The following is a 26283-nucleotide window of genomic DNA, read 5'->3' as shown; positions in this document are numbered from 1 at the left end:
GTTTGGTGGGGCAAAGTTACGAAATAAAATACCAACCCTGTTTCTCTAAGAAAATCAATGCCAACAATTTTCTGTTACTTTTGTTATCTGAAAATTGAAGCCTTATTCAGAGCGATTTTTTTATGACAAAAACAACCAATCAGCCCAAAACGGGCGTTTTGATAGTAAATTTGGGTACACCCGACAGCCCCAATACGCCCGACGTGCGCAAATATTTACGCGAATTTCTGATGGACGCACGTGTCATCGATATTCCATTTATGGCGCGTTTTGCGTTGGTGAATTTCATTATTGCGCCGTTTCGTGCCCCAAAATCCGCAAAAATTTACCAAAAAGTATGGGAAGAACGCGGCTCGCCACTTAAATTTTATAGCCAAGATTTAGAAGTGCTTTTGCAGGCGGCTTTGGGCGATGAATACATCGTGAGTATGGGCATGAGATACCAGAGTCCTAGCATTGAGCAGGCACTTAGCAAGCTGAAAGACAAAGGTTTGGAGCAAATAATCGTCGTGCCTCTATTTCCGCAATACGCGTCGGCTACGTCGGGTTCGGTGCACGAAAAAGTAATGCAGCTTATTGGCCAATGGCAAATAATTCCAGACCTGAAGTTGGTGAGTAGTTTTTTTGAAAATCCGTTGTTTGTAGAGGCTTTCGCCGAGTTGGGTCGCCGCTACAAAGCCGAATACAACTACGAACATTATCTTTTCACATATCACGGCTTGCCCGAAAGACAAATTCACAAAGGCGATATGTCGGGCGGAAAATGTCTTACAAATGGTTGCTGCGATACGTTGCACGCCAAAAATAAGCTTTGTTACAGAGCACAATGTTTTGCAACCTCAAGATTTTTAGCCGAAAAACTGGGCATTGCTCCCGAAAATTATACGGTTTCGTTTCAGTCGCGTTTGGGCAAAGATCCTTGGATTCAGCCTTATACGGAAGATGTGATTCATCAGCTCCGCGACAAAAACATAAAAAGCGTGTTGGCGTTTTCGCCGTCTTTCGTGGCCGACTGTTTGGAAACAACCATCGAGGTTGGGGAAGAATATCGCGAAGTTTTTGAACACAGAGGCGGCGAACATTGGCGTTTGGTGGAAAGCCTGAACGTACAGCCGCTTTGGGTGGAAACGCTCAAAAGCATTGTTTTTCAATACGAAAACAAGCCAGTTGCCGCACAACCGACAATTTAATTTGTAAAGAAACGTTCCGTAAACATAGAAGTTTGTTATTTTGCAGGTCTTTAATGCTTACGGAACGTTTCAACCATGAAAAAAATTATCACTTTTATATTGTCGTGTTGGGCTGTGGCGGCAGCGCAAGCACAAGTTACTTTTGAGCCTTTAGAAAGTTATAAACCCGTATATTCTACGCAAAGCAGCAAGGCCAACGCCCGCACAACCAACACCGTAACACTCCCTTTTTTCGATGATTTTTCGCAGGCAACAGGCCAGCCTAACACAGCGTACTGGTTGCCCAAAGGCGGCGTAATTTCCAGTAACGATTTTTGTCTGAACCCACCCAGCATCAACGCGGCCAGCTTTGACGGCATCAAAGCCGATGGCACGCCTTACGACCCAGCCACAACGGCCATTGGCCCAATAGATTCGCTTATTTCGCAGCCAATAGACCTTTCGGGCATCGACCCAAGCCTTGCCAATAGCGTGTATTTGAGCTTTTTCTGGGAAGCAGGCGGCGTTTCGCCAACCTTTGAACCAAGTTTGCCAGCCGACTCGATGGTTTTGCAATTTAAAACCGTAAACGGCAAATGGCGTACACGTTGGAAGAAAATTCCGCCAGTTAATACAGGCGTTTTTAAGCAAGAAATGCTACAAATTCCTGTGGATTCTTTTTTGTTTGATAATTTCCAATTCAGATTTTTGGCCAATGGCCGCCGCAATGGCAATTTTGATATGTGGCAAATAGATTATGTGTATCTGAATGCCGAACGCGCCGCCACCGATACCACTTACTCGGATTTGGCACTTTGTCGGGCACCAAGCACTTTGCTCAAAAATTATACGGCCATGCCGCACGAGCATTTCACGGCAGACGCTTTGAGCGATACGGTAACCACTGTTTTGAAAAACTTTAAATCCAGCATGACGGCTTTTGCGGTAGATTTTTTGGTGAAAGACCCCGTTCAAACGCTTGTAGCCGTGCCAACCAGCAGCATAGACGGCAGCACCGCGCCAGCCATGCCCAATTTAGAACCACGCAAACTCACCGTAAACAAAAGTAACATTACACTTACGTCTTTTGCGGATTCGACGATACTCACACATTTGTTTGCCATTGCTCCCAACACGGATTCTAATATTTTCCCTGACAATGACACGATGCGCGCCACCACCACACTCAAAAATTATTATAGCTTCTCCGACGAAACGCCCGAAATGCAGGCCACCATTACAGGCAACGCGGCAAGAGTGGCTTGGCGTTTTAACATTGCCCAACTCGATACCCTGACGGCCATTGCCGTGTATTTACCCAAAAGCACTACGGTAAGTTCCACGACCATCAAACCGCGCATCTGGACAGCACTCAGCGGCGTAAATGGCGCGACGGCAGACGTTGTAAAACTGAATTTTGGGGCAAAAGTGGTGGATTTTTCGTCAAGCTCATACAATGATTTTGTGGTATTCGACCTGCGCGACACAAGCTATACAAAACGTTTAGTAAACGGAGAAATTTATATTGGTTGGGAAAATGGAACGCTTGTGGGCAGCAGTGCCAAAGTGCTGATGGGCGTGGACATTAACCACCAAAACACAGGGCAGTTTTACACCAATACCAACGGTTCTTGGTTCACGTACAACTCCGCCCAAAATAACATTATGATTCGCGCGATTTTTGGCCACGAAAAGCCCGTAATTTCATCGACCAAATCCCGCATTAACAATCAGTTGCCTGTAAGTGTTTATCCCGTTCCGAGCCATACGAGCATACATATTAGTTCCGATGAAGACGGCACAGCTTTAGAAAGTGTAATTGTATTCAATCAATTAGGTCAAAAAGTAGCCGAGCAAACCGCCGAAAATGCCGCCACAAACCTGCAACTTTCGGTAGCCGACTTGCCGCAAGGCGTGTACGTGCTGCACATTAGCACGGCCAAAGGCACGGCCATTCGTAAATTTGTGAGAGATTAAATAGCTGATTTTTTATAGAAAGAAAAGGCCGCTATGTTTTAGCGGCCTTTATTGTTTGGAAGAAAACTATTCTTTTGCAGCTCGTAGTTGTTTTACTTGCTCCGTTTTCAAATCTGTCAGTTGGCAATTGTATCGTCAGAAAAACCCGCCAAAATCATTTTTGTAGCAATTTCAATGGCTTTTTTATGATTCTCATCTTTTCGCACTTTTTCTTCTGCCTCTACTTTTAGCGAAAGAGCTTCACTGGCTTTCAGATGCAAATAATCTAAGTAGCGATTATAGCCGTATTGCGATTCTTTGCTCATGCGTGTAAGACCTGATTATTTGGCAAAGATAAAACATTTGCAAGCCATTTTTACTCACTGATTTTCAGGTCAATAAAAAACGTAGTGCCTTCGTCTTCGGCGGTTTCAAACCAAATTTTTCCGCCTGCGTGCTCGATGCCGCGTTTGGCTACGGCCAAGCCGATTCCCGAACCTGCGTATTTGGTACTAAAATTTGGAATAAAAACTTTGTGCTGAATCTCGGACGGAATGCCGCTGCCATTGTCAGAAACACTGATTTTAACTTGGCCGTCTTCCGTGTGCAAACGCACGCCAATTTGCGGCGTTCGGCTTTGCGGTACGGCTTGTATCGCATTGATAATCAGATTTGTAAAAATTCGGCTCATCAGTTTTTCATCGGCCAACACATACACGGAAGCGGCGGGAATATCCATGTGTATTTCGGTGTTGTCGTTGGACTGGTACAAAGCCACCGTTTGCCGCAGCGTTTGCGCCACATCAAAACGCTCCATGCGCGGCGTTGGCATTTTGGCAAAAGCCGAAAACGAAGTAGCAATGTCGTTCAGGTTTTCCACTTGCACCAAAAGCGTATTGGTGGCTTTTTGGGTAATGGCTTCTACATTCGGATGGCCGTTTTGCATAGCGTTTTGTAAGTATTGCAACGTGAGTTTCATGGGCGTAAGCGGATTTTTGATTTCGTGCGCCACTTGCTGCGCCATTTCGCGCCACGCCGACTCTTTTTCGCTCCGCGACAGTGCAATTTTACTTTCTGCCAAATTGCGAAGCATTTTGTTATACTCACTGACCAACAGCCCAATTTCGTCGTGGCGCGGCCAATACAACGGCTCATTTTCGTCTAACAAACTCGTGCGATGCAAACGCTGCGTAATGATTTTGAGCGGAACAAGCAAACGATGCGAGGCGTAATAAGAAAGCAGCAAGAACAACATAAAGATAATCGTAAAAATATTGATTATCGTATCCAACACACTAGCTACCTGCTTGTTAAGTTCGTTGGAAGAATCAAAAAACGGAATACTGACAAAGCCCAACAACTCGCCCGTTTGGGTGGCGCGTACGCCCTCGTACACGGAACTGTAATTGAACAAACCAACGGATTCTTTTTGCAAAATGGCGTTGCGTTTGCGTTCGTCAATTTCGACTATCGCCCAAGGATTGATGCGTTCCGACAACAATTCTTTTTCGTAAATGGCGGGTTGGCTCGACAAAATGAGTCGCCCTTTTTCATCAAATAAATTGATATCCAGCCCCGTATAAGTGGCCATTTGGCGCAAAGTCTCGTCAAATTCTTCGTACGAAATTTGTTGCATGGCGTACTTTTCCAGATACGGCGCGAGGTTGTTGGCCACCGCGTCGGTGCGGTTCATAAGTACGCGTTCCAAATCGTGCCGATAACCGCTACTAATGATACTTAAGGTAAAGAAACTCACCGCTGCCATTGGGACAAAAAAGGCACCGTTAAGATACAATTGAATGGTGGCGGCCAACGTGAGCGGCTTGCCTCTTACGATTCTTTGATACGACAAATAAATGATAGTCAGAATGATAGTTCCGAAAATCAGAATCAAAAACAAAAATGAAAAGTTACTGAACAAGTTTTTGAACGGATAAGACGGCGCACTAACCACAACGGTCGTATTACCGTCGCCGTGCATGGCCAAATGTTGCCAATGCGCCACTTTGAGGCCGTCGGCGTACAGTGCCGAGTCCTGAAACAAAGCCGTATTCCATTCTTTTTGGTAATCAAATTCCCCAAAAGCCAATTGCATTTTCGGGCCATCGTACACGGCATAACTATAACCGCGCGGCTGAAATACAGGCGTAATTTTTTGGTCGAGAAGCAATTCTGGATACACATTGGACGCGTAGCCTTTGCGCTGCCGCAAATCCAAAACGATATGTCCCAGCACTGGCGCGTCGGGCAAAGTGCTATGAATCGGAATTAAGCAAGTGTATTCGGTGAGCGTATTCGCGTCGGGGTGGCGCAAGAAATACACGTTTTCGTGTTCGGTGCTAAAGTCTTGTTGTTCGTACTGTTGCTGCCATTGCGCAAGCGTCTGGAAGTTGTCGGAGCTGCTATAATTGCGACCGTCGGCGGCAAAAATGCTTACTTGCAAATCGTATTTATCAAAATAATTTTCGATATAAGCACGCTTTATTTTCCTGACAATCAAATTTTTATTGCCAAAAGAAGCCATGCGAGTTTGTATAAATTCGTCGGCTTGCACACGCAACATAATGTCTTGCAAAAGGTATTCGGCCAGTGCGTCGGTGCTGCCTACGAGTTGTTCGGCCATTTTGCGGCGATTTTGAAGGTTTTCTTGTTGTTTGAAATCAAAAAGCGAATAACCACCAATGGCGGCCACCACCACCGTAGCCGAAAAAATATACAAATAAGTTTGGTAAACAGGTCGGGTGAGGTATTTGGGAAAACGAATCCAGTACATCAGCACCCAGTACACGGCGTTGAGCGGCACGAGCAGCCACGCAAATTTTACCCCAAAAATGACCGTCGAAAACAAATAAAGTAGCATTCCCGCCGCCATCGTTGCCCACGCAGCGGCAGTTTTCAGGCGCGTAATGCGCAAAAAAGTATGCGCTAACAGGTGATTTAGAAAGAAAAACGCCACCGAAAGCAAAATAAATACGACCAGCGACATGATTTTGAGGAAAGGAAACGTAATGCCGCCAGAAGTGATGTCCAGTGACCATTGCGCATCAAAATACAGCGTTCGGAGCGTCTGGAAAGCCAAATACAACACCCAATAACTCGCACTTACCAACACAGCGGCCACCACCCAACGCGCCTGCCAACGCCACGCACACAAGGCTTTGTAGGCCTGCGAAACCAACGCGTAGCGCAACAAATAAATAACGATGATGCAGACAGACAACAAGTTCAGAAGCAAGTCGCCCAGCGAAGGCGTAAGCCGCGAAGAAGCATAATAACGCGGGTTGAACAAGTCCATGTCCGCAAAATCCATGGGGAAATTAAGCTCCAGCATCACCCAACGCAAAGCCACCAAATACGAAACCAACAACCCCAAGCCAATTTCGATGCGCACGCGACGCGCCCACTTTTTGGCCTCAATCCAACACGCTACCGTTGCCAAGAGTATCGCTCCAAACCACAAATACACATACAAAGCCTTTGCGCGGACATCAGAAGCAGGCGGAAAATCCGAAGGCAGTGGCACGGAAAACAAAAATTGGCCTTTGGCCGTAAAATAATTTTCGTGGCGGCGCGGCGAAGCTGTCGCGGAGATTTCCAAGCCATTGAAGGGCGTAAAATTCCAAGTGGGTTTTAGGTAATTATTTTCTACGGGAAATTTGGTGTAAAGCGGCAGCAACGTAAACAGTTCGATGGTGTCGTGGCGCACCCCCGACACAAAAAAATGTCGGGCTACAATACATTGCGCATCTTGGGCATTGAGCAATTTATACGCATAATGCCCCGCCAATACGCTATAATCGGGCTGAATGCGCGAAGCCGACCAAAACAAAAGTTGTCCGTTACGAAAAATAGAAACAGGATAATGGCCGTGTTCGAGCAGATTTTGAAAGTTAAAAACCGAGTCGTTTTGCAAATGCCCCAAAATAGAGGCGGCGTGTTCTTCCATTGTTTGCAATTCGCCATGCAGTCTGGCAGTGGAGCTTTCCCAAAAATGCGCTTGTCGCTGCTGCGCCGAAATGCGGTCGTGTTGCCACTGCACACCCCACGCCACCGCCGCCAACAACACTGCCAAACTCAACCAAACCCACGCATGAGCGCACGTATCTCTTATTTTACCCCAAAAAGCAAAAAACATAATGTATTGTTTATCAAATGTTTTATACAAAAACCATTTATTAACCCTTATCTGACAACTCATATCATACGGATACCCAACATAAGGAGCATATTATACTAACTATCTTGTCGATTTATCGAAACAAATAACAAATTGTTCATTACAAAAGGCTAATTGTTCGTTGCAAGTATCATACTATAATTTACTTTATTATTCATTCCTTTTTGATTGTACAAGAACATGAACGATCCTGAAGCCATTATCCCCCTACCCTTCTTATTTCCCACAAAAAAAGAGATGGCCTTTCGGCCTATCTCTTGCGTATTGATTGTTGTCTGAAAAATGATTGCGCCTTTGTGCCAAGCTACAAATATTTTTCCAAACAATCCTGCATTTGCTGCTGTAAACGTTTGGCTTCCGCACGCGCTTTTTCCGCAAAATCCTTGCCAGAAGACGCATACAAAATACTGCGCGAGGCATTAACCAACAAACCGACTGATTGGTTAAAACCCAAACGCGAAACTTCTTCCAAATCGCCACCTTGTGCGCCCACGCCTGGCACCAAAAAGAAATAATCAGGCGCGAGGCTACGAATATGCGCAATTTGGGCGGCTTGTGTCGCGCCAACCACAAACATCAGTTCGTCGGCACTTGCCCACAACATACATTTCTGAATCACGGTTTCGTAAAGACGCGTTTGTTCTTTTTCTAAATTTAGCGTTTGAAAATCCGCGCTTCCCGCATTAGAAGTCAGTGCCAGCACAATAGCCCATTTGTCCCGAAAACCCAAAAAAGGTTTTACAGAGTCCGCACCCATATACGGAGCAACCGTTACGGCATCTACATTCATTTGCTCAAAAAAAGCGCGTGCGTACATGGCCGACGTGTTGCCAATATCGCCGCGTTTGGCATCGGCAATGGTGAGGATGTCTTGTGGCACGGCGGCCAACGTCTGTTCCAGCGTCTGCCAACCTTCACTTCCCAGCGACTCATAAAAAGCCGTGTTGGGTTTGTAAGCCACACACAAATCTGCGGTAGCCTCCATAATGGCACGGTTGAAAGTGAGTACGGGATTGGGTTCGGAAAGCAAATGCGCAGGGATTTTGGTGATGTCCGTGTCCAAGCCCACACACAAATAAGACTGTTTCTTTCGGATTTGTTCGGCAAGTTGCTGGCGATTCATGGCAAATTTTTGTTTTGGGAAAAAATAAAAAAACGCGCTCCTTATCGGAGGCGTTTGTATAAGTTATTTGGAAATGGCAGGCTGATTTTTGAGGAAATAAGATTTAGAAACAAGCAGAGGTGTAGCCACTCGATACTGTAACGTAACAATCTCTTTTTTGTCGTCGAGCAAGCCCAAGAAAGCCGCACCTTCTTGAAATGGTAGCGAAAGTTCGACGGTATGCGATTTGGCTTTGTCAATATCTTCTACCGAAATAATGGCATACTTAGGCAAGTTATAAACAGAATCTCGTTTGTGTGGGGTAAAATCTGGCCAATAGGCTTCTACGTGCGCGGCTCTGTACAAAGACAAATAATTATAAAATTTGGCGGAGTCTAGTGGCTGACTCACCCCCATCAGCTCAAAATGATTGCCTTTGGATAAAATCGTAAAATTATCCTTTGGGCTTTGTGGATACTGCACCGAAATTTTTTGCAAACTACGGGGCGTGCTGGTAAACAAACCACTATAACGCCAATCTGGGAATTCTACTCTGTAATGAATACTAATAAAGCCGTTAAAACTCGGCACATAAGCTACATATGGCGTTTCAGAGCCTTCTAACAAAAAGTAAGAACCCACCAAATCGCCTGGCTCGCCCCCCACATAATACGTTTTTAGTAGTTTTTCGTTTGAATAAATTTCTACTTTTTTATGCCTTGAGGCCATCTCTTTTATCACTACAGGGCGTTCGGCCTTCGCCAAAGGGCGGCGCATTTTTACAGAACGAATCGTTTTGAGCAACAGAGATATATTGCCAGGTTGCGCCAAAATAGAATCGTTAATTGTCCATAAGGAGCTATTAGCTTGCCTTTTTATTGTAAAAGTTTTGCCTGATTTCTCCGAAATAAAGATTTTGGTAATAGAAGCCGTATCGCGCACGGCAAAATCAGCATTCCAATCCTCTACCGTGCTGGTCTTGTTGCTTTTGTTCCATGCCAAATACGCCAAGCCGCCGAGTATGATTACAGCCAAAAAGCCAATAATTATATTTTTATTTTTCATCGCAAGTAAGGAGTTAGTTATGAGTTAAATAAATGCTTTCGTTTTTATTTAAGTTGCAAATATAGCTAAACGCACACGGCAATAACAAAAATTTGGGGCAGGCATTGGCTTTCTGTATCTTTGCGGCATGATGGAGACTACAACCAAGAAAGATATACGCAAGGCCAGCCTTGAAGAGATAAAAACGTTTCTGACCACACACGGCGAGAAGGCTTTCCGTGCCAAACAGATTTATGAATGGCTTTGGCAAAAGTCGGTACAGGATTTTGAGGCCATGACTAATTTGTCGCTCAAAACACGCCAATTGCTTGCCGAACACTTCAGTATCAGGGGCGTAACCGTATCCAAAAGGCAAGTAAGCGCAGACAAAACCGTTAAGTCGGCGTTTCGTCTGCACGACGGGCATTTGGTGGAAGGCGTACTCATTCCCGCCGACGACCGCATGACGGCTTGCGTGTCTTCGCAGGTGGGTTGTTCGCTTACGTGCAAGTTCTGCGCGACGGGCTATATGGACAGAAAACGCAATCTTGACGGCGCAGAAATTTATGACCAAGTCGTACTGATCCGCAATCAGGCCGAAGAACTGTACCAAACGCCGCTGACCAACATCGTGTATATGGGCATGGGCGAACCTTTGCTCAATTATACCGCTGTGTTGGAATCGGTGCGCTACATCACTTCGCCCGAAGGCCTGAATATGGCTCCCAAACGCATTACGGTTTCCACCGCAGGCGTGGCAAAAATGATTAAAAAATTAGGTGATGATGAGGTGAAATTCAATTTGGCACTGTCGCTACACGCTGCCGACGACGTGAAGCGCAACCAAATTATGCCCATCAACGAATCCAATTCGCTGGAAGCACTCAAAGAAGCATTGCAATATTTTTACAAGAAGACGCATAGCCGCGTTACTTACGAATATATTCTTTTCTATAATTTTAATGATACGCTGGAAGATGCCCGCAAGCTCCACGAGTTCACGAAGCACACGCCTTGCAAGGTAAATATCATTGAATACAACCCGATTTCGGAAGCCAATTTTGTGAATACGGACGAAGATTCTTTGGAAAAATTCCGTCGGTATTTGGAAGACAGAGGCGTAATTGTGAACGTGCGCCGAAGCAGAGGCAAAGACATTGATGCTGCTTGCGGACAGTTGGCTGGAAAAGAAAAAAACACAGCAGATACGGCTACGACAGCTTCCTAAATTCTTGATTTTTAAGCAAAAACCCATTCACGTTAGTAAATGCCCATTATTTTAGCCATCGAATCGTCTTGCGACGAAACGTCCGCCGCTGTGATAGCCGACGGCCAACTTCTTTCCAACATCACGGCCACACAAGCCGTACACACCCAATACGGCGGCGTAGTACCTGAGCTTGCCTCACGAGCGCACCAACAAAATGTAGTGCCTGTGGTGGCCGAAGCCTTGCGCGTGGCGGGCATCAGCAAACAACAACTTTCGGCGGTGGCTTTTACACAAGGGCCGGGGCTGTTGGGTGCTTTATTGGTGGGGAGTTCGTTTGCCAAATCGTTGGCGTTGGGGCTGAATATTCCGCTGTTGGGTGTCAATCATATCCAAGCGCATATTTTGTCGCATTTTATCGAAGAGCCGCGCCCTAAGTTTCCATTTTTGTGCCTTACGGTTTCGGGCGGACATACGCAAATCGTGCAAGTAAACGCGCCTTCCGACATCAAAATTCTGGGCGAAACCCAAGACGATGCCGTCGGGGAAGCCTTCGACAAAACCGCCAAACTCATCGGCCTGCCTTACCCCGGTGGCCCGCTGATAGACCGCTATGCCAAAGACGGAAATCCGAAGGCCTTTGCTTTTCCTGTGGTAGAAATGCAGCACCTTGATTTTTCGTTTAGCGGCATCAAAACAGCGTTTATGTATTTTCTGAAAGATAAAAGTGCGGAATTTATCGCCGAAAATAGAAATGATATTTGCGCTTCGGTACAATATACGTTGGTGGAAATCTTGATGCGTAAGCTGCGCAAAGCCGTGCGCGAAACAGGTATTACGGAAGTGGCCATTGCGGGTGGCGTGTCGGCGAACAGCGGCCTGCGCAACGCCCTGACAGCCGAAGCCGAAAAACGACACTGGAATATTTATGTTCCACGTTTTGAGTATTGCACCGACAACGCCGCCATGATTGCCATGACTGCACATTTCTTGTATCAAGAAAATAAAACAGTTGGGCAAAATGCCAGCCCAATGCCTCGCATGACGCTATAAATCAATTAGTTTATCAATAAAATTTTTCTCTAACCGATAAATTGACGTTATGCCGTCAGCTTGTCGGTTTTTTTGTTGGAAATAAAATTCAGAGAAATGCCATTGGATTTGTTGGCTCAATTGCCTGACGCTATTTTTATTCTACCAATAAACCCGATACTTTAGCAAATCAATCAGTCACAAAAATTTGCCCAGACAGAAAATGAAACGCTCGGAACGATACGAAAAACTTATTGCTTACTTTTCGGTGCATCAGCCGCAAGCCGAAACAGAACTTCATTACGAAAATCCGTATCAGTTGCTTGTCGCCGTGATTTTGAGTGCGCAATGCACCGACAAACGCGTAAATCTCACCACTCCCGCCATTTTTGAGCGATTCCCGACGGCGCAAGACCTTGCCGCCAGCAACTACGATGAACTTTTTCCTTACATCAAAAGCATTTCTTACCCCAACAACAAAACCAAACACCTGTTGGGCATGGCCAAAATGTTGGTAGAAGACTTTGGCGGCCAAGTGCCCGACACGCTCGAAGCGTTGCAAAAACTGCCTGGTGTTGGTCGCAAAACTGCCAATGTGATTGTTTCGGTGGTGTTCGGACAGGCAGCAATGGCCGTTGATACGCACGTTTTTAGGGTTTCGCATCGGCTCGGCCTCGTAACCCAAACTGCCGACACGCCATTGGAAGTAGAAAAACAATTGGTCAAGCATTTGCCCGAACAATATGTAGCCGTTGGGCATCATTGGCTCATTTTGCATGGCCGATACATTTGCTTGGCACGCAAACCCAAATGCGAGGTTTGTCCGCTGACTTCGTTTTGTCATTTCTACGAACAACAACAGAAAAAAACACAAGCCTAAAACCATGTTTTTCATTTTATCCAAAATCTTGTATTACGCCATCATGCCAGCCGTTTGGTTGGTGGGCATTGGCCTTTGGGCGGTATTTACACCACGACAAACTACCCGTAAAAAACTATGTTACTGGTGGTTAGCTTTGTTGTTTATTTTTACAAATGAATTTTTGGTCAATGAAATGTTGCTTTGGTGGGAACGCCCAGCCACACCACTCACAGAACTACGCGGCAATTATGATGTGGCCGTAGTGCTTACGGGCATGGCTAACCCCATCGCCGAACCCAAAGACCGCGTACACCTCACGCAGGCCGCCGACCGCATCATGCACACGGTTTGGCTGTATCGTCAGGGGCGCGTGCGCCATATCCTGATTTCGGGCGGTTCGGGTAGCCTCGTAGCGCACGAAGCCGAAGCCCTGCGCTTACGCGAATTGCTCACGCAAACTTGCCTTGTGCCTGACAGCGTTATTACTTTAGACACGCTTTCCCGCAACACGCGCGAAAACGCGCTTTTTTCTGCTAAAATCCTACAAAACAAATTCCCCAATCAAAAATATTTGCTCGTAACGTCGGCATTTCACATGAGGCGTTCGGAAGGTTGTTTTCGGAAAGTTGGGGTCAATTTTACGCCATTTTCGGCAGATATTCGCGCCATTCCGCGCCGTTTTACACCTGATGCGTGGCTTGCGCCTTCGGAAAATGCCTTAGGCAAATGGCACACTATTATCCACGAAATAACGGGCTATCTCACTTACAAAATCGTGGGCTATTGCTAACGCAAAAATATTCTGCTCAAAATACACGGAATAAATTACAGGGCTATTCCTCCGAATGTATATTCTTGTTATTTTTGCTGTATATTTATTCTGAATTAAGAGTAATTAAAAACTACCAACAGAATATTATTTCACCAAAATACCAATATACCAAATCAAAGCACTGTTCTTATGCAAAAGGAAAAAGTTTTAGTAATCGGAGCTTGCGGACAGTTAGGCTCTGAACTAACGCTTGCATTACGCCAAGTTTATAGCGATGCCCAAGTGTTAGCCACCGATGTAGTGCCACCCAGTGCCGAACTTCTCGTAAGTGGCCCATTTGCACAGTTAGATATTCTTGACCGCGAAGCATTTTTCGCACTCGTGGACAAACACCAATTCACCCAAATTTATCATTTGGCCGCGATTCTTTCGGCCAATGCCGAGCGCAATCCTGCCTTTGCTTGGAAGCTCAATATTGATGGGCTAATGAACGTGCTTGACGTAGCCAAAAGCCGTGATTTTGTAAAGAAAATTTATTGCCCAAGTTCAATCGCTGTGTTTGGCCCACACACACCAACCAACGACACACCGCAGTTTACGGTGATGGACCCCAACACGATTTACGGCATTACCAAACTCGTGGACGAGAGACTTTCTGAATATTATTTCCAAAAATTCAATGTGGACATCAGAAGCCTGCGTTATCCTGGCCTGATTAGCTACAAAACGCCTCCAGGCGGCGGCACTACCGACTACGCCGTAGATATTTATTACAAAGCCATTCAGGCTGGTCATTACGACTGTTTCTTGCGCGAAGACACGTCTTTGCCGATGATGTATATGCCCGACGCCATCAAAGCAACGTTGGATTTGATGCACGCCGACAGCGACAAAGTAAAAATCCGTTCGAGCTACAATCTTACGGCCATGAGCTTTACGCCTACGCAAGTGGCCGAGAGTATCCGTCAACATATTCCGTCGTTTACGATTAGCTACGCGCCTGATTTCCGCCAACAAATCGCTGATTCGTGGCCAAATAGCATCGACGACACGGCAGCACGCCAAGATTGGGGCTGGAAACCAAGCTACGATTTGGAAGCCATGACCGCCGATATGCTCAAAAATTTACGTGAAAAATTACGAGTAGATACTATCGCCTCTGTCTCGGTAAAATAAAAATAAAAAGGCGTTGAGACACTAAATTTCTCAACGCCTTTTCTTTTATTCAAATTCTAATAGTACGGGACAATGGTCGGAATGTTTGGCTTCTGGCAAAATAACACTGCGTTTTAGGCGGTCGGTCATGGCTACCGTCGCAATGTTATAATCAATTCGCCAACCCAAATTTTTGGCGCGTGCGCCTGCCCGGTAGCTCCACCAAGTGTAATGATGCGGTTCTTGATTAAAAACCCGAAACGTATCCACAAAGCCTTTCTCCAAAAAAGCATCAAACCAAGCGCGTTCTTCTGGCAAAAAACCCGACGAATTAGCGTTGGATTTGGGGTTATGAATGTCTATGGCTTTATGGCAAATATTATAATCGCCGCTAATAATCAAGTTCGGATATTGTTGGGCAAGTTGCTGGGCATAAGGCAAAAAATCGTTGAGCCATTCAAACTTAAATTGCTGACGCTCTTCCCCACTCGACCCCGAAGGCATATACACACTCATTACCGAAAAATCCTCAAAATCAACGCGTAATACACGGCCTTCAGCATCATAACGCGCCATTCCACAACCATATTCTACATTTTTGGCAGGAATTTTTGTAAAAATAGCCACGCCGCTGTAACCTTTCTTTTCGGCAGGGAAAAAATAAGCCTCATAGCCCATTTCCGCCAAAACATTAGTGTCGAACTGTTCGGGCGTTGCTTTTATTTCTTGCAAACAAATAATATCAGGACTGACGGCGGCGAGCCAATCCCAAAAACCTTTGGTAATGGCGGCGCGTATGCCATTTACGTTATAAGTTACCAATTTCATGGCGGAAGTAATCTATTATATGGATTTTCAAAAATTTCTCTTGTTCGGCCAGCGTGAGTAATGGCGTTTTTTTGAGTGCGACCCAATGCGGCCAACCGTCCTTGTCGTGGCCTTCAAATTGGTAATAGCCCGAACGTTCCAACACAACACAAGTGCCAATATGCATGAGGTCTTGTTTTTGTTCTTTGGAAAAATGCAAAGCACCTTTACCAAGCTCCTGCACGCCAATCAGGAACAAAGCGGCATTCAAATCGGGCTTTTTGCCTGTGAGTTGTCGGATATAATGCTCGACACGTCCCCAGTCTTGGTCTATATCGTCGGTATGTAACATCTGGATTTTGAGTTAAATTGAAACAAGCAAAGAACCCGCAAACCTACGCGTTGGTTCTTGAAAAACAAAAAAGCACATTTCATTGCCTGTTTGGGATAGACAATGAAATGTGCGAAACAACCTTTTAGACAAAAATAACTTGTTATAAAGTTGTAGCTACTTGGCTATTATTGTAATTGCGGGAGTAGCTAAAAATCTTGTCAAGAACCGACGGTCGTGGTTCATAACTAATTTGTTTACACTCATTTTGGAGCTGCACAGCCTCTTCATAGAATTGGCGAAGCTCGTCATTTTCGGCCATGGCGGCCTTTAATAGAGTAGTTTCTTCGGCTGAAGTTTCGTTATAAACGAGCCTTAGAATATCATCCTGAGTAAATGTTTTGGTCATACCTAATACTATTTTGTTGCATATACTTGCGCAGATTAATCAGCGCGTATCGCATACGGCCAAGGGCAGTATTGATACTAACGCCTGTCTCCTCAGCAATTTCTTGAAAGCTCATGCCTACGAAATGACGTAGTATAAGCACTTCGCGTTGTGCTTCGGGCAAACGATTGATCAGTTGTCTCAGATGATTTTTGGTATCTCTCTTAATGTGCAGATCTTCGGCAGAGTCCTCATCGAACCCAATACCGTCCCAAAGATTACTACCATCTTCAAGCACGATGCTTGGGTAACGTTTTTCTTTGCGGAAATAATCAATTGCCATATTGTGTGCAATGCGTAGCACCCAAGGCAAAAATTTCCCCTCCTCGTTATAGCGATTCTGCTTTACGACATCTACTACTTTGATAAATGTTTCCTGCAACAAATCTTCTGCAATGTATCTATCTTTCACAATCAAGTAGATAGTTGTGTATATCCTTGATTTATGACGAGTTACCAATTGGACAAAAGCCTCCTCATTACCATTTTTATAAAGGTTCAGGAGCGTTGCGTCATCACGAAGCTCAACTTTTTTCATTGTACGTTTACATTTGATTAACGTAGAGCTTTATACCATAGTATGCAGGGGGGATAGTTTATTTTTATGATTCATTACAAAGGTAAGAAACGGTTTCGAGAAAAACAATACCGCCTACTACATTTGCTTTAAAAATATTTGCCATTTATCAATAAAAAACAATGTTTATTAGGCTAAATTACCGTTCGCCCAATAAACATTGTTTTTATGTAAAGAAATCCAAAAGCAATTTTTGTGCTTGCTCAATTATGGATTATTAGACAATTGCTTTTCCATGTCTGCCAACATTTCGTATTTGATACGAAGTTTGCGACGTAAGTTGCTGATTTTCGCGTACAAAGCCTTGTTTGGCGGCAACGCTTTTTCTTCCAAAGACAAAGCTTCAAACACACGAATGTTCGCGTTATATTCAGCTTCATCTTTCTTAATCAAATCTTGTACTACCGATATTTTGATAGACAACTGCTCTCTAAGCGGCTTGCTTTTAATGAAATGACTACGCTCAAAGGCTGCTTTTTGTACGTTGTTCAGTTCCTGAACGCGGTCTGTAGCTGTCAAGAAACGTTCGTTTGTTTCATTTTTGAACGGAGCAGGCAAAATACCCGTATTGCGCCATCTGAACTGCAACGCTTTTGCTTTCTCCACAGCCGTACGCAAATCTATCCCCAAAAGAGCTTCTGCCTCGTTGATAAGCTCCATTTTTTGGTCAAAAATAGCTTGATATTCGGCTGGCAATACTGGACGTGGTGGCTGTATAGGTTGGCGCGGTGCCGAAGAGCGTTGTTGATAACCGCCGCTACTTCGTTGTTGGCCTCCGTCTGGGTTATACGGACGCGGTGGTCTGCTGCCTCCGCTATTACCATCAGAGCGATAGCTTCCTCCACCCAAAATACCTGTTGCTTCTTCGCGTTTGCGTTTAGCAATTTTCAGGTTACGGAAAATATCTTTTTTGAAACGGCCAAATTTTGCCCAAAGTGGCTCAAATTGCTCTTTAGGCACAGGCCCAACCGTTTTCCATTCTTCCTGCAAAGCTCTTACAGCTCTTACAGCTTTGCCGATATGCGCGTCCATACGTGCGTGTGGCTCGATACCCGCAATAAGTTCTTCATATTTTTTAACACGCTCTTCGATAAGCCTTGCTCTTTCATCAAAATAAACTTTACGTTTATCAAAGAAAGCGTTTAGTACATCGGTAAAGCGTTGTTCTATTTCTTCTTCTTGCTCTTTGGCTACTGCGCCAGTTTTGAGCCATTTCGATTTGATTTCTTTTAATTTTTCAGAAACACCCTTCCAGTCGCCATCGTTGCCGAGTGCCTCTGTTTCTGCAATCAAAGCCTGCTTAATCTCCAAATTCTTTTGGCGATTCTGAACAATAAGATTCTGAAGTGTAGTTTCCGCCTCGTCCAAACGAACAAAGAGCGTAGGGAAATCTCCCAACGCATCAAATTTCTCCATTTGTTGGCGCAAGTGGATTAGCTTCATCAAGTAAGAACCCTTGTTTTGAGCAGTTTCAATATTCTCAATCAAAGCGTTTACTTTGTTTTCGATGATGCTAAATCTGTTTACGAAATACGCTAAGGCAGCCTCTTCGGTCTCTTTCACCTCGCCTATTTGTCTTTCAGGTAAGTGTAGGAAGGCGTTCAAATACACTTTACCATCTCGTACAAATCCAAAATCATTGGATTTGCCCGCTTGTGATGTAGTTCCCATTGTTTTTTAATGATAATCAAAAATAACACAAATTTACTATTCTACCCTTCTTGGGTTCGAATTGATAACCTTAGCATACAGCATGGTTTGGCCAAAGTTAAAAAAAATTCTAAATAAACATGAGGAAAATTCAGTAAAAAGCAAATGAAAAGTAAGATTTTGTTATCGTTCTGAGCATTTTTTTTATAACACTGTATTTTAGTTCTTCTTCACAGCTAACTCAGAATTCTACGTGCCCCAATAAACGTATTTAATCTAAAAGCATCAAAATCAGGGGCTTGCTCGTCAAGGCTATTTACTTTTACACGACCTGCCGCATGGATATATTTCCAGTCTCCCATGTAAATCGCTACGTGTGTGGCACGCTTATCGGGGCGATCGCTAAAAAACAACAAATCGGCAGGCTGCAAATCATTTACTTTCACTTCAGTGCCTTGCATTATTTGCTGCGAGGCATCGCGCATCAGCTTTACCCCATTCATTCCAAAAACAATTTTGGTAAAGCCGCTGCAATCTATGGCCTTCGGCGAAGTACCACCCCACAAATACGGCAAACCTTTGTATCGAAACGCCTCTGCAATGATATTTGCGGCAATTGGCTTTGTTACAGAATTTTGCCATTGCTGGAACAATTGAGCTTCCTGCGGCAATATATAAGCCTGATAACCAGATGGATAAGCTATACGCCAATAGTTCGCATTTTGTTCGATTAGCTCAAAAACATTGCCTCGTACTATGTCCCCTACCCGATTGCTACCCCACTGCGGCAACTCCAACGCCCACGAATATTCAGGCAAAACAATTACTTTGGGCACTTCGAGCCAACGCTCCAAGTCCGTATCTTTCAGCAAAGTAATAGAATCTTCTTCCACCCACGCGATGTAGTCGTCTGGGGTTTGCACACGCCACCAACCCTTTTCGTGTTGCCAAACCTTGACAAAAGTTCCTTGCAAGGCTTGCGAAGCCAATTCGGCACTATGCTTCGGCTGCGTACGCAAATTAGCCACCGAAACATTTATTAAAGCTCCCGCATATTGCTGCGCGGGCAAGTCGGGCAACAATTCCACTTCATTGAAATATAAAGCGGGATAGCCCGTATGTATTCTATAAAAAAACTCGCGATAGGCTTCGGGCAGATTCGTGCAGCCACGTAGCACCAACACCGAATTTTCTAAATAAACATTAATGTCAAAAAGAGCCGTACGCGAATCTGGCGCGTAGGTATTTTTAATATCCGAGATAATATCTGTAAACAAACTCATAGGATTGCCACAATATGATATAAACTTTTAAGAACTATTTGGCTACAAAAAAAGCCTTTCTTTTTGAAGGAAAGGCTTTTTTTAGTATAAAAAGCGTTAATTTCTCTTAGAAAAACTTGATGCGTTCGTCTTTAATTTTTGCGAGGTCTTTCACAGCCTCAAACAACGAATAAGAAACGCGACCATTTACTCTTTGCTCAATTTGCGACTTGTACATATTGTAGTCCGCAATTTCTGGAGCTGCTGTAACTTTCACGCGAGTCAAAATAACTACACCGCTTTCGCCAGCAAATGGTTTAGTACGGTCACCGTCTTTTTTCAAACCAAAAGCACGACCAACCGCCGCAGGGTCGTAACCAACTTCAGCGATAGAAGCACCAGACATCGTAACGTCAGGAGCAGTGTTTACAATAGCACCAGGGTATTGTTTTGCCAAATCTTCCAAGCTACCATTACCACTAAGTTTGGCAATGATTTGTTCTGCTTTTTTCTGCTTACGAACTTCAGCCGTAATCACATCACGAACTTCGTCAAGAGAAGCAGTACCTTCTTCTTGAGATTTGGTAAGAACAGCTACTACATAACGGTCTGTAAACTCTTGCAAGTCGGCAGCATCACCCACTTTTGCATCATTGAAAGCCCAACGAACAAGGCCGCGAGCATCTTGAATGTCATTCACGTTGTAAGAAGTTGGTTGTACAGTAGCAACCATTTTCGACAAAGTTGGTGTCTTTTTGACAGCTTCGGCCAATGCTTCAGCACTTGTAATTTCTACACGGAACTGGCTTGCACGTGCATAGATTTCGTCTTTGGTTTCGTCGCCAGCCGTGATGTTGCGTTGAATAGTTACAACTTTGAATTTCTGATTTGTTTTTGGCTCAGTGATTTTTACGATGTGATAACCAAATTCAGTTTCTACCAAGTTTGGCGTAAGGCCTTTTTTAGTAGCCGAGAAAATCGCTTTTTCAAATGCTGGCACCATGCGGCCTTCTGGGAACCAACCCAAATCGCCACCTTGTGGAGCTGTACCGTCGCTGCCGTGTGTACGAGCTTTTTCTGCGAAATCAGCACCGCCTTTAATTTCTTTCAAAACACCTTCTGCTTTTGCTTTCACTGCTTTTTTCTCTTCATCAGATTTGCCGCGAGTATCGAACAAAATGTGACTTGCACGAGCAGAAAAAGCACCTTCGTTGCTTACACTCAACACTTTGTAAAGTGCATAGCTACCGCCATTTGCATAAGGACCATATACTTGACCTGTTACGATTGCGCCAGCTTGTGCCGAAAGTTCAGCAGGCAATTCGTTAATAGCATAGCTACGCAACACGCTCGGAACGTCTGATTTTGCTTTTGCGAAAGCTGTATCGTTTGTAGCGGCTGCAAATTGCGCTTTAGTTTCTTCCAATTCTTTCAAGAAGAATGCGCTATCTTTTGCGTTTGGTTCTATACGGAACTGCACGTATTCAAGCGTGCGAGTAGATTGTGTTTTGTATTTTTCTTTGTTTTTATCCAAATACGCTTTCAACTCTTCGTCAGAAACTTTGATAGTGCTATCCACCACCATTGAGAAAGGCACATACAAGAATTTAACTTCTGCTTTTGTGGCTTGGCCTTGATACTCGCGTTGCGCTTCGGCTTTAGTCACGTAGTTTGAGCTTTTGAAAAGAGCTTCGTATTTGGTACGCATACGGTCTTGAGGCAAACGAGCGTCAAAGTTATCCCAACGTAAACGGTCAAGCGGTTGTAATTTATCGTAATTTTTGAGGTATTGTTTTACCAGCGTTACGTCAAACTGATTCGTTTGCGGATTTACGAAAGCCTGACGAACCGCAGGGTGAATATTATTACCTTGCACCATATCCACTACTTCTTCTTCTGTGACCATAATCCCCGCATCTTCGTAGTGTTTTTCCACAGCGTTTGCTTGGATAAGCTGATTCCAAGCCTGTTCGCGCAACTGAGAGCGTTCTGCTTCCGTAGGCGTTTTATTTTGTTGAAGGGTATAATCTCTTTCTGCAACCTCAATTTCTGCTTGATAGTCTTTGAGCTTGACGGTAGAACCACCTATTTCTCCAACGTTTTGTTTGTCTGCAAAAAAGATGGAGTTGTTCCCAAAGAACATATCACCTCCCACAATGAAAAGTATGAGGCCGACTGCGACAACGCCAACAGCCAATCCTGATTTTTCTCTAATTTTGTTTACTAATGCCATTATACCGAATAACTTATTTGCGTAATTTTTTAAAGAGGCGCAAAATAATAGGTTTTAAGCCGAAAATCCAAAACAAACAAGCTATGCGTTGCAAAGTTCTTAGCGGATTATGCGGTTTTGAAATAATTTAATCCAACACAAAAAGTCAAAACCTAAATAAAACACTCTATTTCAGAGTGTTAAATGAAAATATAAAAAACAATGTTATTTTTTAATCACACGATATTTTTTCAAAAATCGTAGCTCATTGAATGTATTTATTTCCCAAAAAATGTTGTGATAATTCGTTTCTGGCAACGATTTCAGCTCCGCCAACGACATAAATTTCACTTGCGAAATAATATTTTTCGGTGTTTCGGGGTCAGAACCTACCCGAATCTGGCCGCCAATTATTTTTACTTCAAAGAAAAGCTCCACCGCGTGCAGGCCGTCGGCAAGGTGTTCATTTACAAAAAGTAAATCCAAGACTTCTATTTGCAAACCAACTTCTTCCACAAATTCACGCGTCAAGGCCTCGTGTGCCGACTCGCCAAACTCCAAACCGCCACCCGCAGGCGACCACCAAAGTCCGTCCGTCGCAATGCCTTCATGCCCGATCAACAGCAATTCGGTTTCGTCTGCCGAAAAACACAGCCCACAAACCCGTACACGCGTGCGGCCACCATACACCACTTTTAGAGCTGCCTCCATTATTATCGGATAGAATCTTTTGCCAAAACAAATTTGCTCTTTGGCTTTGATACTGTTACCACTGGCGCAGCCTTTAGACATTTCTCCGTAGTAACTTTTTGTGTATTAGTGCTTTGCACCACTTCTTTTTGGTGCGAAAGCCAGCTCAAAGAGCAAACCAGCGAGAATATATAAAAGACTTTCATAACGATTAAGATTGTTTTTGATGATTTAATGATGCAAAGCTAATACAAAACCATGTACTATGCAATACAAAGTACATGGTTTTGGAAAATATTTTTTGTTGGCCAGTAGCTTGCCGTCTGTTTTTACAAAAAATATCCCTTATAAAATCGCGTTTTGTATCTTTGGAAAATTTGTACAAAAATGAAAAAGGTTGGGCTTTGGGTCTGTTTAATGCTTTGGTCTGCAATAACTTGGGGACAAGTTACGGCCTTGCGTTGCCAGAAAATACGCCTAAGTAGTACCCCTTTTTGCGTGGACTCAACCGCCACCATCGTTCCCAACTCCGTACAAATCAGCCACGCGGACAGCAGTCTGAAAGCGCATTACAACCTCAATTCCAATACGTTATATTTTTCTGGAAATTTTAAAGAAGGCGATTCTGCACAAATTTGTTACCGAATTTTTCCGCTACTGCTCACCAAAGAATATTTCAACAGAGATATGAAGCAGTACAGCCAACACATTAGTTACACGGATTACGGCAAAGGAAAAACGCAGCTGCCACCCGCCGAACGCAAGCAGGAACTTATTAACACACCGAATTTGCAGAAAACGGGCAGCATTACACGCGGTTTGTCGTTGGGCAACACGCAAAACGCTTTTGTTAATTCGGCTCTCAATTTGCAAATTGACGGACAACTTTCTGACAATCTGAAACTTACTGCTGTCATTTCAGACCAAAGTATTCCATACCAACCGCAAGGCAACACGCAGCAACTCCGCGAGTTTGACCGCGTGTATGTGCAATTGGCCACGCCCAAAACCAAATTGTTGGCGGGAGATATTGTGTTGCAGCAATTGCCCGAATCTTATTTTTTGAGATACTATAAAAATGTACAAGGCGGTTCGCTGAGCACCCAATGGAGTGACAGCAACAGCCACGCGGAAACCAGCATTGCGGCGGCTGTGTCGAAGGGCAAATTTTATTCGGATAGCGTGTCCGTTTCGGAAGGCGTGCAAGGGCCATACCGCCTTAAAGCTCCTTCTAATGAGATATTTATCGTTATTTTGGCTAATTCTGAAAAGGTATATCTGGACGGGCAATTGCTCAAACGCGGCTTTAATTTTGATTATGTGATTGATTACAATCAAGGCGAAATCACGTTCACGAACAATATTTTGATTACGCGTTACTCGCGCGTGCGCGTGGATTTTGAGTACGCCGAGCGCAATTACAATCGCAGTATTATGATGGCTTCACACAAGCAAACGATTGGCGATTTGTCGTTTTTTATGAACCTTTACCAAGAAGCCGACAACCCAAACCGCCCTTTAAGTTTTGAGCTAAATTCCGAAACCACGCAACTACTTTCGAGCATCGGCGACCACCTCGACCAAGCCATTATCAGCGGGGCTACGCGCCAAACCACTTACACGGAAGGCCAGATTTATTATACCAAAATCCTTGCGCCAAGCGGCACAGATTCCATTTTTCAGTACACGAGTCAACCCGCCGAAGGTCAGATTTTTTATCAGGTTATTTTCAGCGATGCAGGCGAAGGAAAAGGCAGTTATCAACTTCAAAACAGCCTCGTGAATGGCAAAATTTATGAGTGGGTGGGTGAAGGTTTAGGCCGTTATATTCCTGCAAGACAGATAATTACACCTAAGAAAAAAACAATGTCGTCGTTTGGAGGGCAGTATAATTTGGATAAAAATTGGCAAGTATTCGGGGAAATGGATTTTTCGCAAAACGACCTCAATCGCTATTCGCAAGAAAATGCCGAAGACGACAAAGGCCGTGCTTACAAAATTGGAGTTAGTCTCAAAGACAAGAAGTTAAGCAGAAAAATGCGTCTTCATTCTAAAATTTACTGGGAAAATTTAAGCCAAAATTTTAGCCCAATAGACCGTTTCAGAACCGTAGAATTTGACCGCAATTGGACAAGCAACACTACCACACAGGCCACCGACAGGCTGTTGGCTCTGCAAACACAATTACTTGATTCGAACCAAAATTCATTTCAGTACGAAGGACTTTACCGACAAAAAGGCGCAATCGTGAACGGTTGGCAGCAAAACATTTCCATCAATACTAATCCTAAAAAACACTTTGGCGCAACGGCAACAGGATTTTATTTGCTCAATAACACTACTGACGGGCAAACGCATTGGTATAAATTGGGACTTAATCCGAGCTACAAAAACAAATGGTTTACAGGTATTTATAGTTATAACACTGAAAAAAATAGGCTATTGGACAAAGCCAATGATGCGGTTCTTTCGTCGGTAATTTATTTTGATGAACATCGTTTTAGCCTTCAAAATCCAGAAAACAGCAAAGATTTGCTGTTCAATCTGTCGTATTCGTGGCGCGCCGACCAAACACCACAAAACGGCAGTTTTCGGAAATCCACGCAAGCCAACACCCTCAACGCAAGTTTTACGAAGCAAACCAAAAAGCAAAATAAAGTTGTTTTAACACTGACTTACAGAACTTTAGATAATTATTTAACCGAAAATATTGCCCAAGAACAAACACTGATGAGCCGCGTAGATTGGACAGGCGATTATCTGAGAAGGCACATTCGCAGCGAGTTGGTGGTGAGCACTTCTACGGGGCAAGAGCTAAAGCGAGAATATCAGTTTGTGAAAGTGGCCACACTCGGCGAAGGCACGCACCAATGGATTGACAGCAATGGCGACGGCGTTGCGCAAATAGATGAGTTTGTGGAGGCGCAACTCACACAAGACCGCCAATATATCAAGGTTTTTGTGCCTACGAACGAATATGTGCCTGCCTATCAAGGGAAATGGGTTTATAAAGTCAATGCCCAGATGCCGCAAAAATGGCGCAATTCGGCCAATAAATTCAAATCGGTTGCCAGCCTGTTTTCGTTGAATACGGCACTTTCGGCAGACCGAAAAATCACAGCGGGTTCGGCTTTAGAACGCTTTACACCTTTGGGCAATCTGCCCGAAGCGCAATTACTTTCTGTGCAACAAAGTTGGCGAAACGTGCTATTTTTCAATAGGTCATCACCGAGTTTTGGAGGCGATTTGACGTGGCTACAATCCGCCCAAAAACAACTTCTTACCAGCGGCTTTGACAATCGACAGAACATGGAGTGGCGGCTGCTGATGCGCGGAAACCTAAACCGTTATTTTAATTTACAAGCAACACTACAAGACAATCTCCGCAAAGTCTCTTCAGATTTTCAGACACTCCGAAACTACACCATCAAGCACCGCGAAATAAGCCCAGAACTTGCCTTTCAGCCCAGCCCAACCTTGCGCATAAGCATTTCGGGAGCTTATGCACAAAAGGATAATCAGCGGGGCAATGAACAAGCAACGCTGCAAAAAATCGGTACAGATTTGAAATGGAGTCAATTTTCCGAAAGAAATTTTCAGTTTGGAATTAAATATACGCAGATTCGATACAACGCCCTCAACAATACGCCATTGGCTTACGAAATGCTCGAAGGGCTTACACGCGGCCAAAACTTCACTTGGCAAGGTAACTGGCAGCAACGTTTGAGCAATGGCCTACAACTGCAAATCAGCTACGAGGGGAGGCGTTCGGAAAGTCAAAGTACCGTACACATCGGGCGTGTGCAACTAACAGCATTATTCTAAAAACA

20 protein-coding genes are annotated in these 26283 nt (G+C 44.2%); 8 read left to right on the top strand and 12 right to left on the bottom strand.

Annotated elements, in window-relative coordinates; genetic code table 11:
- Positions 1 to 122: 122 nt before the first annotated feature.
- On the top strand, positions 123 to 1190 hold the full coding sequence (hemH, locus tag BM090_RS11015; RefSeq protein WP_091512493.1) for a ferrochelatase: 1068 nt from the start codon (positions 123 to 125) through the stop codon (positions 1188 to 1190).
- Between the two features lie 75 nt (positions 1191 to 1265).
- On the top strand, positions 1266 to 3146 hold the full coding sequence (locus tag BM090_RS11010) for a T9SS type A sorting domain-containing protein (RefSeq protein ID WP_091512490.1): 1881 nt from the start codon (positions 1266 to 1268) through the stop codon (positions 3144 to 3146).
- A gap of 116 nt (positions 3147 to 3262) precedes the next feature.
- On the opposite strand, the gene BM090_RS11005 is transcribed toward BM090_RS11010, so the two are convergent.
- From BM090_RS11005 to BM090_RS10985, 4 genes are all read right to left on the bottom strand, one after another.
- Positions 3263 to 3451 (bottom strand): hypothetical protein, encoded by a 189-nt coding sequence (locus BM090_RS11005; RefSeq protein WP_091512487.1) that lies wholly within the window; start codon positions 3449 to 3451, stop codon positions 3263 to 3265.
- Between the two features lie 50 nt (positions 3452 to 3501).
- Positions 3502 to 7260, bottom strand: coding sequence for a sensor histidine kinase (locus tag BM090_RS11000; protein ID WP_177199911.1), 3759 nt, complete (start codon positions 7258 to 7260; stop codon positions 3502 to 3504).
- A 346-nt stretch (positions 7261 to 7606) separates the two neighbouring features.
- Positions 7607 to 8425: an orotidine-5'-phosphate decarboxylase gene (gene pyrF / locus BM090_RS10990; RefSeq protein ID WP_091512476.1), complete on the bottom strand. Its 819-nt coding sequence runs from the start codon at positions 8423 to 8425 to the stop codon at positions 7607 to 7609.
- Between the two features lie 63 nt (positions 8426 to 8488).
- On the bottom strand, positions 8489 to 9469 hold the full coding sequence (locus tag BM090_RS10985; protein WP_091512473.1) for a hypothetical protein: 981 nt from the start codon (positions 9467 to 9469) through the stop codon (positions 8489 to 8491).
- A gap of 127 nt (positions 9470 to 9596) precedes the next feature.
- Here BM090_RS10985 and rlmN point away from each other — a divergent pair, with 127 nt between their 5' ends.
- From rlmN to BM090_RS10960, 5 genes are all read left to right on the top strand, one after another.
- The gene (gene rlmN, locus BM090_RS10980; protein WP_091512470.1) at positions 9597 to 10676 is read left to right on the top strand and encodes a dual-specificity RNA methyltransferase RlmN; all 1080 of its coding nucleotides are present in this window, start codon (positions 9597 to 9599) and stop codon (positions 10674 to 10676) included.
- A 39-nt stretch (positions 10677 to 10715) separates the two neighbouring features.
- A complete protein-coding gene (gene tsaD, locus BM090_RS10975) occupies positions 10716 to 11708 on the top strand; it encodes a tRNA (adenosine(37)-N6)-threonylcarbamoyltransferase complex transferase subunit TsaD (RefSeq protein WP_091512467.1) in 993 nt (330 codons plus the stop codon).
- A gap of 202 nt (positions 11709 to 11910) precedes the next feature.
- The gene (gene nth, locus BM090_RS10970; protein ID WP_091512464.1) at positions 11911 to 12567 is read left to right on the top strand and encodes an endonuclease III; all 657 of its coding nucleotides are present in this window, start codon (positions 11911 to 11913) and stop codon (positions 12565 to 12567) included.
- A gap of 4 nt (positions 12568 to 12571) precedes the next feature.
- On the top strand, positions 12572 to 13339 hold the full coding sequence (locus BM090_RS10965) for a YdcF family protein (protein ID WP_091512462.1): 768 nt from the start codon (positions 12572 to 12574) through the stop codon (positions 13337 to 13339).
- A gap of 171 nt (positions 13340 to 13510) precedes the next feature.
- A complete protein-coding gene (locus tag BM090_RS10960; protein ID WP_091512459.1) occupies positions 13511 to 14497 on the top strand; it encodes an NAD-dependent epimerase/dehydratase family protein in 987 nt (328 codons plus the stop codon).
- 45 nt (positions 14498 to 14542) lie between these two features.
- Here BM090_RS10960 and BM090_RS10955 read toward each other — a convergent pair whose 3' ends face one another.
- The 8 genes from BM090_RS10955 to BM090_RS10920 all read right to left on the bottom strand — a co-directional run bounded on the left by BM090_RS10955 (position 14543) and on the right by BM090_RS10920 (position 22555).
- Positions 14543 to 15304: an exodeoxyribonuclease III gene (locus BM090_RS10955; protein WP_091512456.1), complete on the bottom strand. Its 762-nt coding sequence runs from the start codon at positions 15302 to 15304 to the stop codon at positions 14543 to 14545.
- Positions 15285 to 15635, bottom strand: coding sequence for a hypothetical protein (locus BM090_RS10950; protein ID WP_091512453.1), 351 nt, complete (start codon positions 15633 to 15635; stop codon positions 15285 to 15287). Before BM090_RS10950 ends, BM090_RS10955 begins: the two co-directional genes overlap by 20 nt.
- A 142-nt stretch (positions 15636 to 15777) precedes the next feature.
- The gene (locus BM090_RS10945) at positions 15778 to 16023 is read right to left on the bottom strand and encodes a hypothetical protein (protein ID WP_091512449.1); all 246 of its coding nucleotides are present in this window, start codon (positions 16021 to 16023) and stop codon (positions 15778 to 15780) included.
- Complete coding sequence (locus BM090_RS10940; protein ID WP_091512446.1) at positions 15998 to 16600, bottom strand: RNA polymerase sigma factor; 603 nt, start codon at positions 16598 to 16600, stop codon at positions 15998 to 16000. Before BM090_RS10940 ends, BM090_RS10945 begins: the two co-directional genes overlap by 26 nt.
- A gap of 246 nt (positions 16601 to 16846) precedes the next feature.
- The gene (locus BM090_RS10935) at positions 16847 to 18310 is read right to left on the bottom strand and encodes a DUF349 domain-containing protein (RefSeq protein ID WP_091512442.1); all 1464 of its coding nucleotides are present in this window, start codon (positions 18308 to 18310) and stop codon (positions 16847 to 16849) included.
- Positions 18311 to 18525: 215 nt separating this feature from the next.
- Complete coding sequence (locus tag BM090_RS10930) at positions 18526 to 19572, bottom strand: C40 family peptidase (protein ID WP_091512439.1); 1047 nt, start codon at positions 19570 to 19572, stop codon at positions 18526 to 18528.
- A gap of 106 nt (positions 19573 to 19678) precedes the next feature.
- The gene (locus BM090_RS10925) at positions 19679 to 21784 is read right to left on the bottom strand and encodes a peptidylprolyl isomerase (protein WP_091512436.1); all 2106 of its coding nucleotides are present in this window, start codon (positions 21782 to 21784) and stop codon (positions 19679 to 19681) included.
- Between the two features lie 204 nt (positions 21785 to 21988).
- Positions 21989 to 22555: an NUDIX domain-containing protein gene (locus BM090_RS10920; RefSeq protein ID WP_245756717.1), complete on the bottom strand. Its 567-nt coding sequence runs from the start codon at positions 22553 to 22555 to the stop codon at positions 21989 to 21991.
- A gap of 285 nt (positions 22556 to 22840) precedes the next feature.
- On the opposite strand from BM090_RS10920, the gene BM090_RS10910 reads away from it, so the two are divergent.
- Positions 22841 to 26278, top strand: coding sequence for a hypothetical protein (locus tag BM090_RS10910; protein WP_091512430.1), 3438 nt, complete (start codon positions 22841 to 22843; stop codon positions 26276 to 26278).
- Positions 26279 to 26283 lie beyond the last annotated feature (5 nt).

This window comes from Flexibacter flexilis DSM 6793 (assembly GCF_900112255.1).
Classification (GTDB): domain Bacteria; phylum Bacteroidota; class Bacteroidia; order Cytophagales; family Flexibacteraceae; genus Flexibacter; species Flexibacter flexilis.
This window is presented reverse-complemented; position numbering and strand designations above follow the sequence as displayed.

Excerpts from the sequence above, each read along its gene's own strand:
- hemH (WP_091512493.1), top strand. The coding sequence starts at position 123 with ATGACAAAAACAACCAATCAGCCCAAAACGGGCGTTTTGATAGTAAAT.
- BM090_RS11010 (WP_091512490.1), top strand. The coding sequence starts at position 1,266 with ATGAAAAAAATTATCACTTTTATATTGTCGTGTTGGGCTGTGGCGGCA.
- BM090_RS11005 (WP_091512487.1), bottom strand. The coding sequence starts at position 3,451 with ATGAGCAAAGAATCGCAATACGGCTATAATCGCTACTTAGATTATTTG.
- BM090_RS11000 (WP_177199911.1), bottom strand. The coding sequence starts at position 7,260 with ATGTTTTTTGCTTTTTGGGGTAAAATAAGAGATACGTGCGCTCATGCG.
- pyrF (WP_091512476.1), bottom strand. The coding sequence starts at position 8,425 with ATGAATCGCCAGCAACTTGCCGAACAAATCCGAAAGAAACAGTCTTAT.
- BM090_RS10985 (WP_091512473.1), bottom strand. The coding sequence starts at position 9,469 with ATGAAAAATAAAAATATAATTATTGGCTTTTTGGCTGTAATCATACTC.
- rlmN (WP_091512470.1), top strand. The coding sequence starts at position 9,597 with ATGATGGAGACTACAACCAAGAAAGATATACGCAAGGCCAGCCTTGAA.
- tsaD (WP_091512467.1), top strand. The coding sequence starts at position 10,716 with ATGCCCATTATTTTAGCCATCGAATCGTCTTGCGACGAAACGTCCGCC.
- nth (WP_091512464.1), top strand. The coding sequence starts at position 11,911 with ATGAAACGCTCGGAACGATACGAAAAACTTATTGCTTACTTTTCGGTG.
- BM090_RS10965 (WP_091512462.1), top strand. The coding sequence starts at position 12,572 with ATGTTTTTCATTTTATCCAAAATCTTGTATTACGCCATCATGCCAGCC.
- BM090_RS10960 (WP_091512459.1), top strand. The coding sequence starts at position 13,511 with ATGCAAAAGGAAAAAGTTTTAGTAATCGGAGCTTGCGGACAGTTAGGC.
- BM090_RS10955 (WP_091512456.1), bottom strand. The coding sequence starts at position 15,304 with ATGAAATTGGTAACTTATAACGTAAATGGCATACGCGCCGCCATTACC.
- BM090_RS10950 (WP_091512453.1), bottom strand. The coding sequence starts at position 15,635 with ATGTTACATACCGACGATATAGACCAAGACTGGGGACGTGTCGAGCAT.
- BM090_RS10945 (WP_091512449.1), bottom strand. The coding sequence starts at position 16,023 with ATGACCAAAACATTTACTCAGGATGATATTCTAAGGCTCGTTTATAAC.
- BM090_RS10940 (WP_091512446.1), bottom strand. The coding sequence starts at position 16,600 with ATGAAAAAAGTTGAGCTTCGTGATGACGCAACGCTCCTGAACCTTTAT.
- BM090_RS10935 (WP_091512442.1), bottom strand. The coding sequence starts at position 18,310 with ATGGGAACTACATCACAAGCGGGCAAATCCAATGATTTTGGATTTGTA.
- BM090_RS10930 (WP_091512439.1), bottom strand. The coding sequence starts at position 19,572 with ATGAGTTTGTTTACAGATATTATCTCGGATATTAAAAATACCTACGCG.
- BM090_RS10925 (WP_091512436.1), bottom strand. The coding sequence starts at position 21,784 with ATGGCATTAGTAAACAAAATTAGAGAAAAATCAGGATTGGCTGTTGGC.
- BM090_RS10920 (WP_245756717.1), bottom strand. The coding sequence starts at position 22,555 with ATGTCTAAAGGCTGCGCCAGTGGTAACAGTATCAAAGCCAAAGAGCAA.
- BM090_RS10910 (WP_091512430.1), top strand. The coding sequence starts at position 22,841 with ATGAAAAAGGTTGGGCTTTGGGTCTGTTTAATGCTTTGGTCTGCAATA.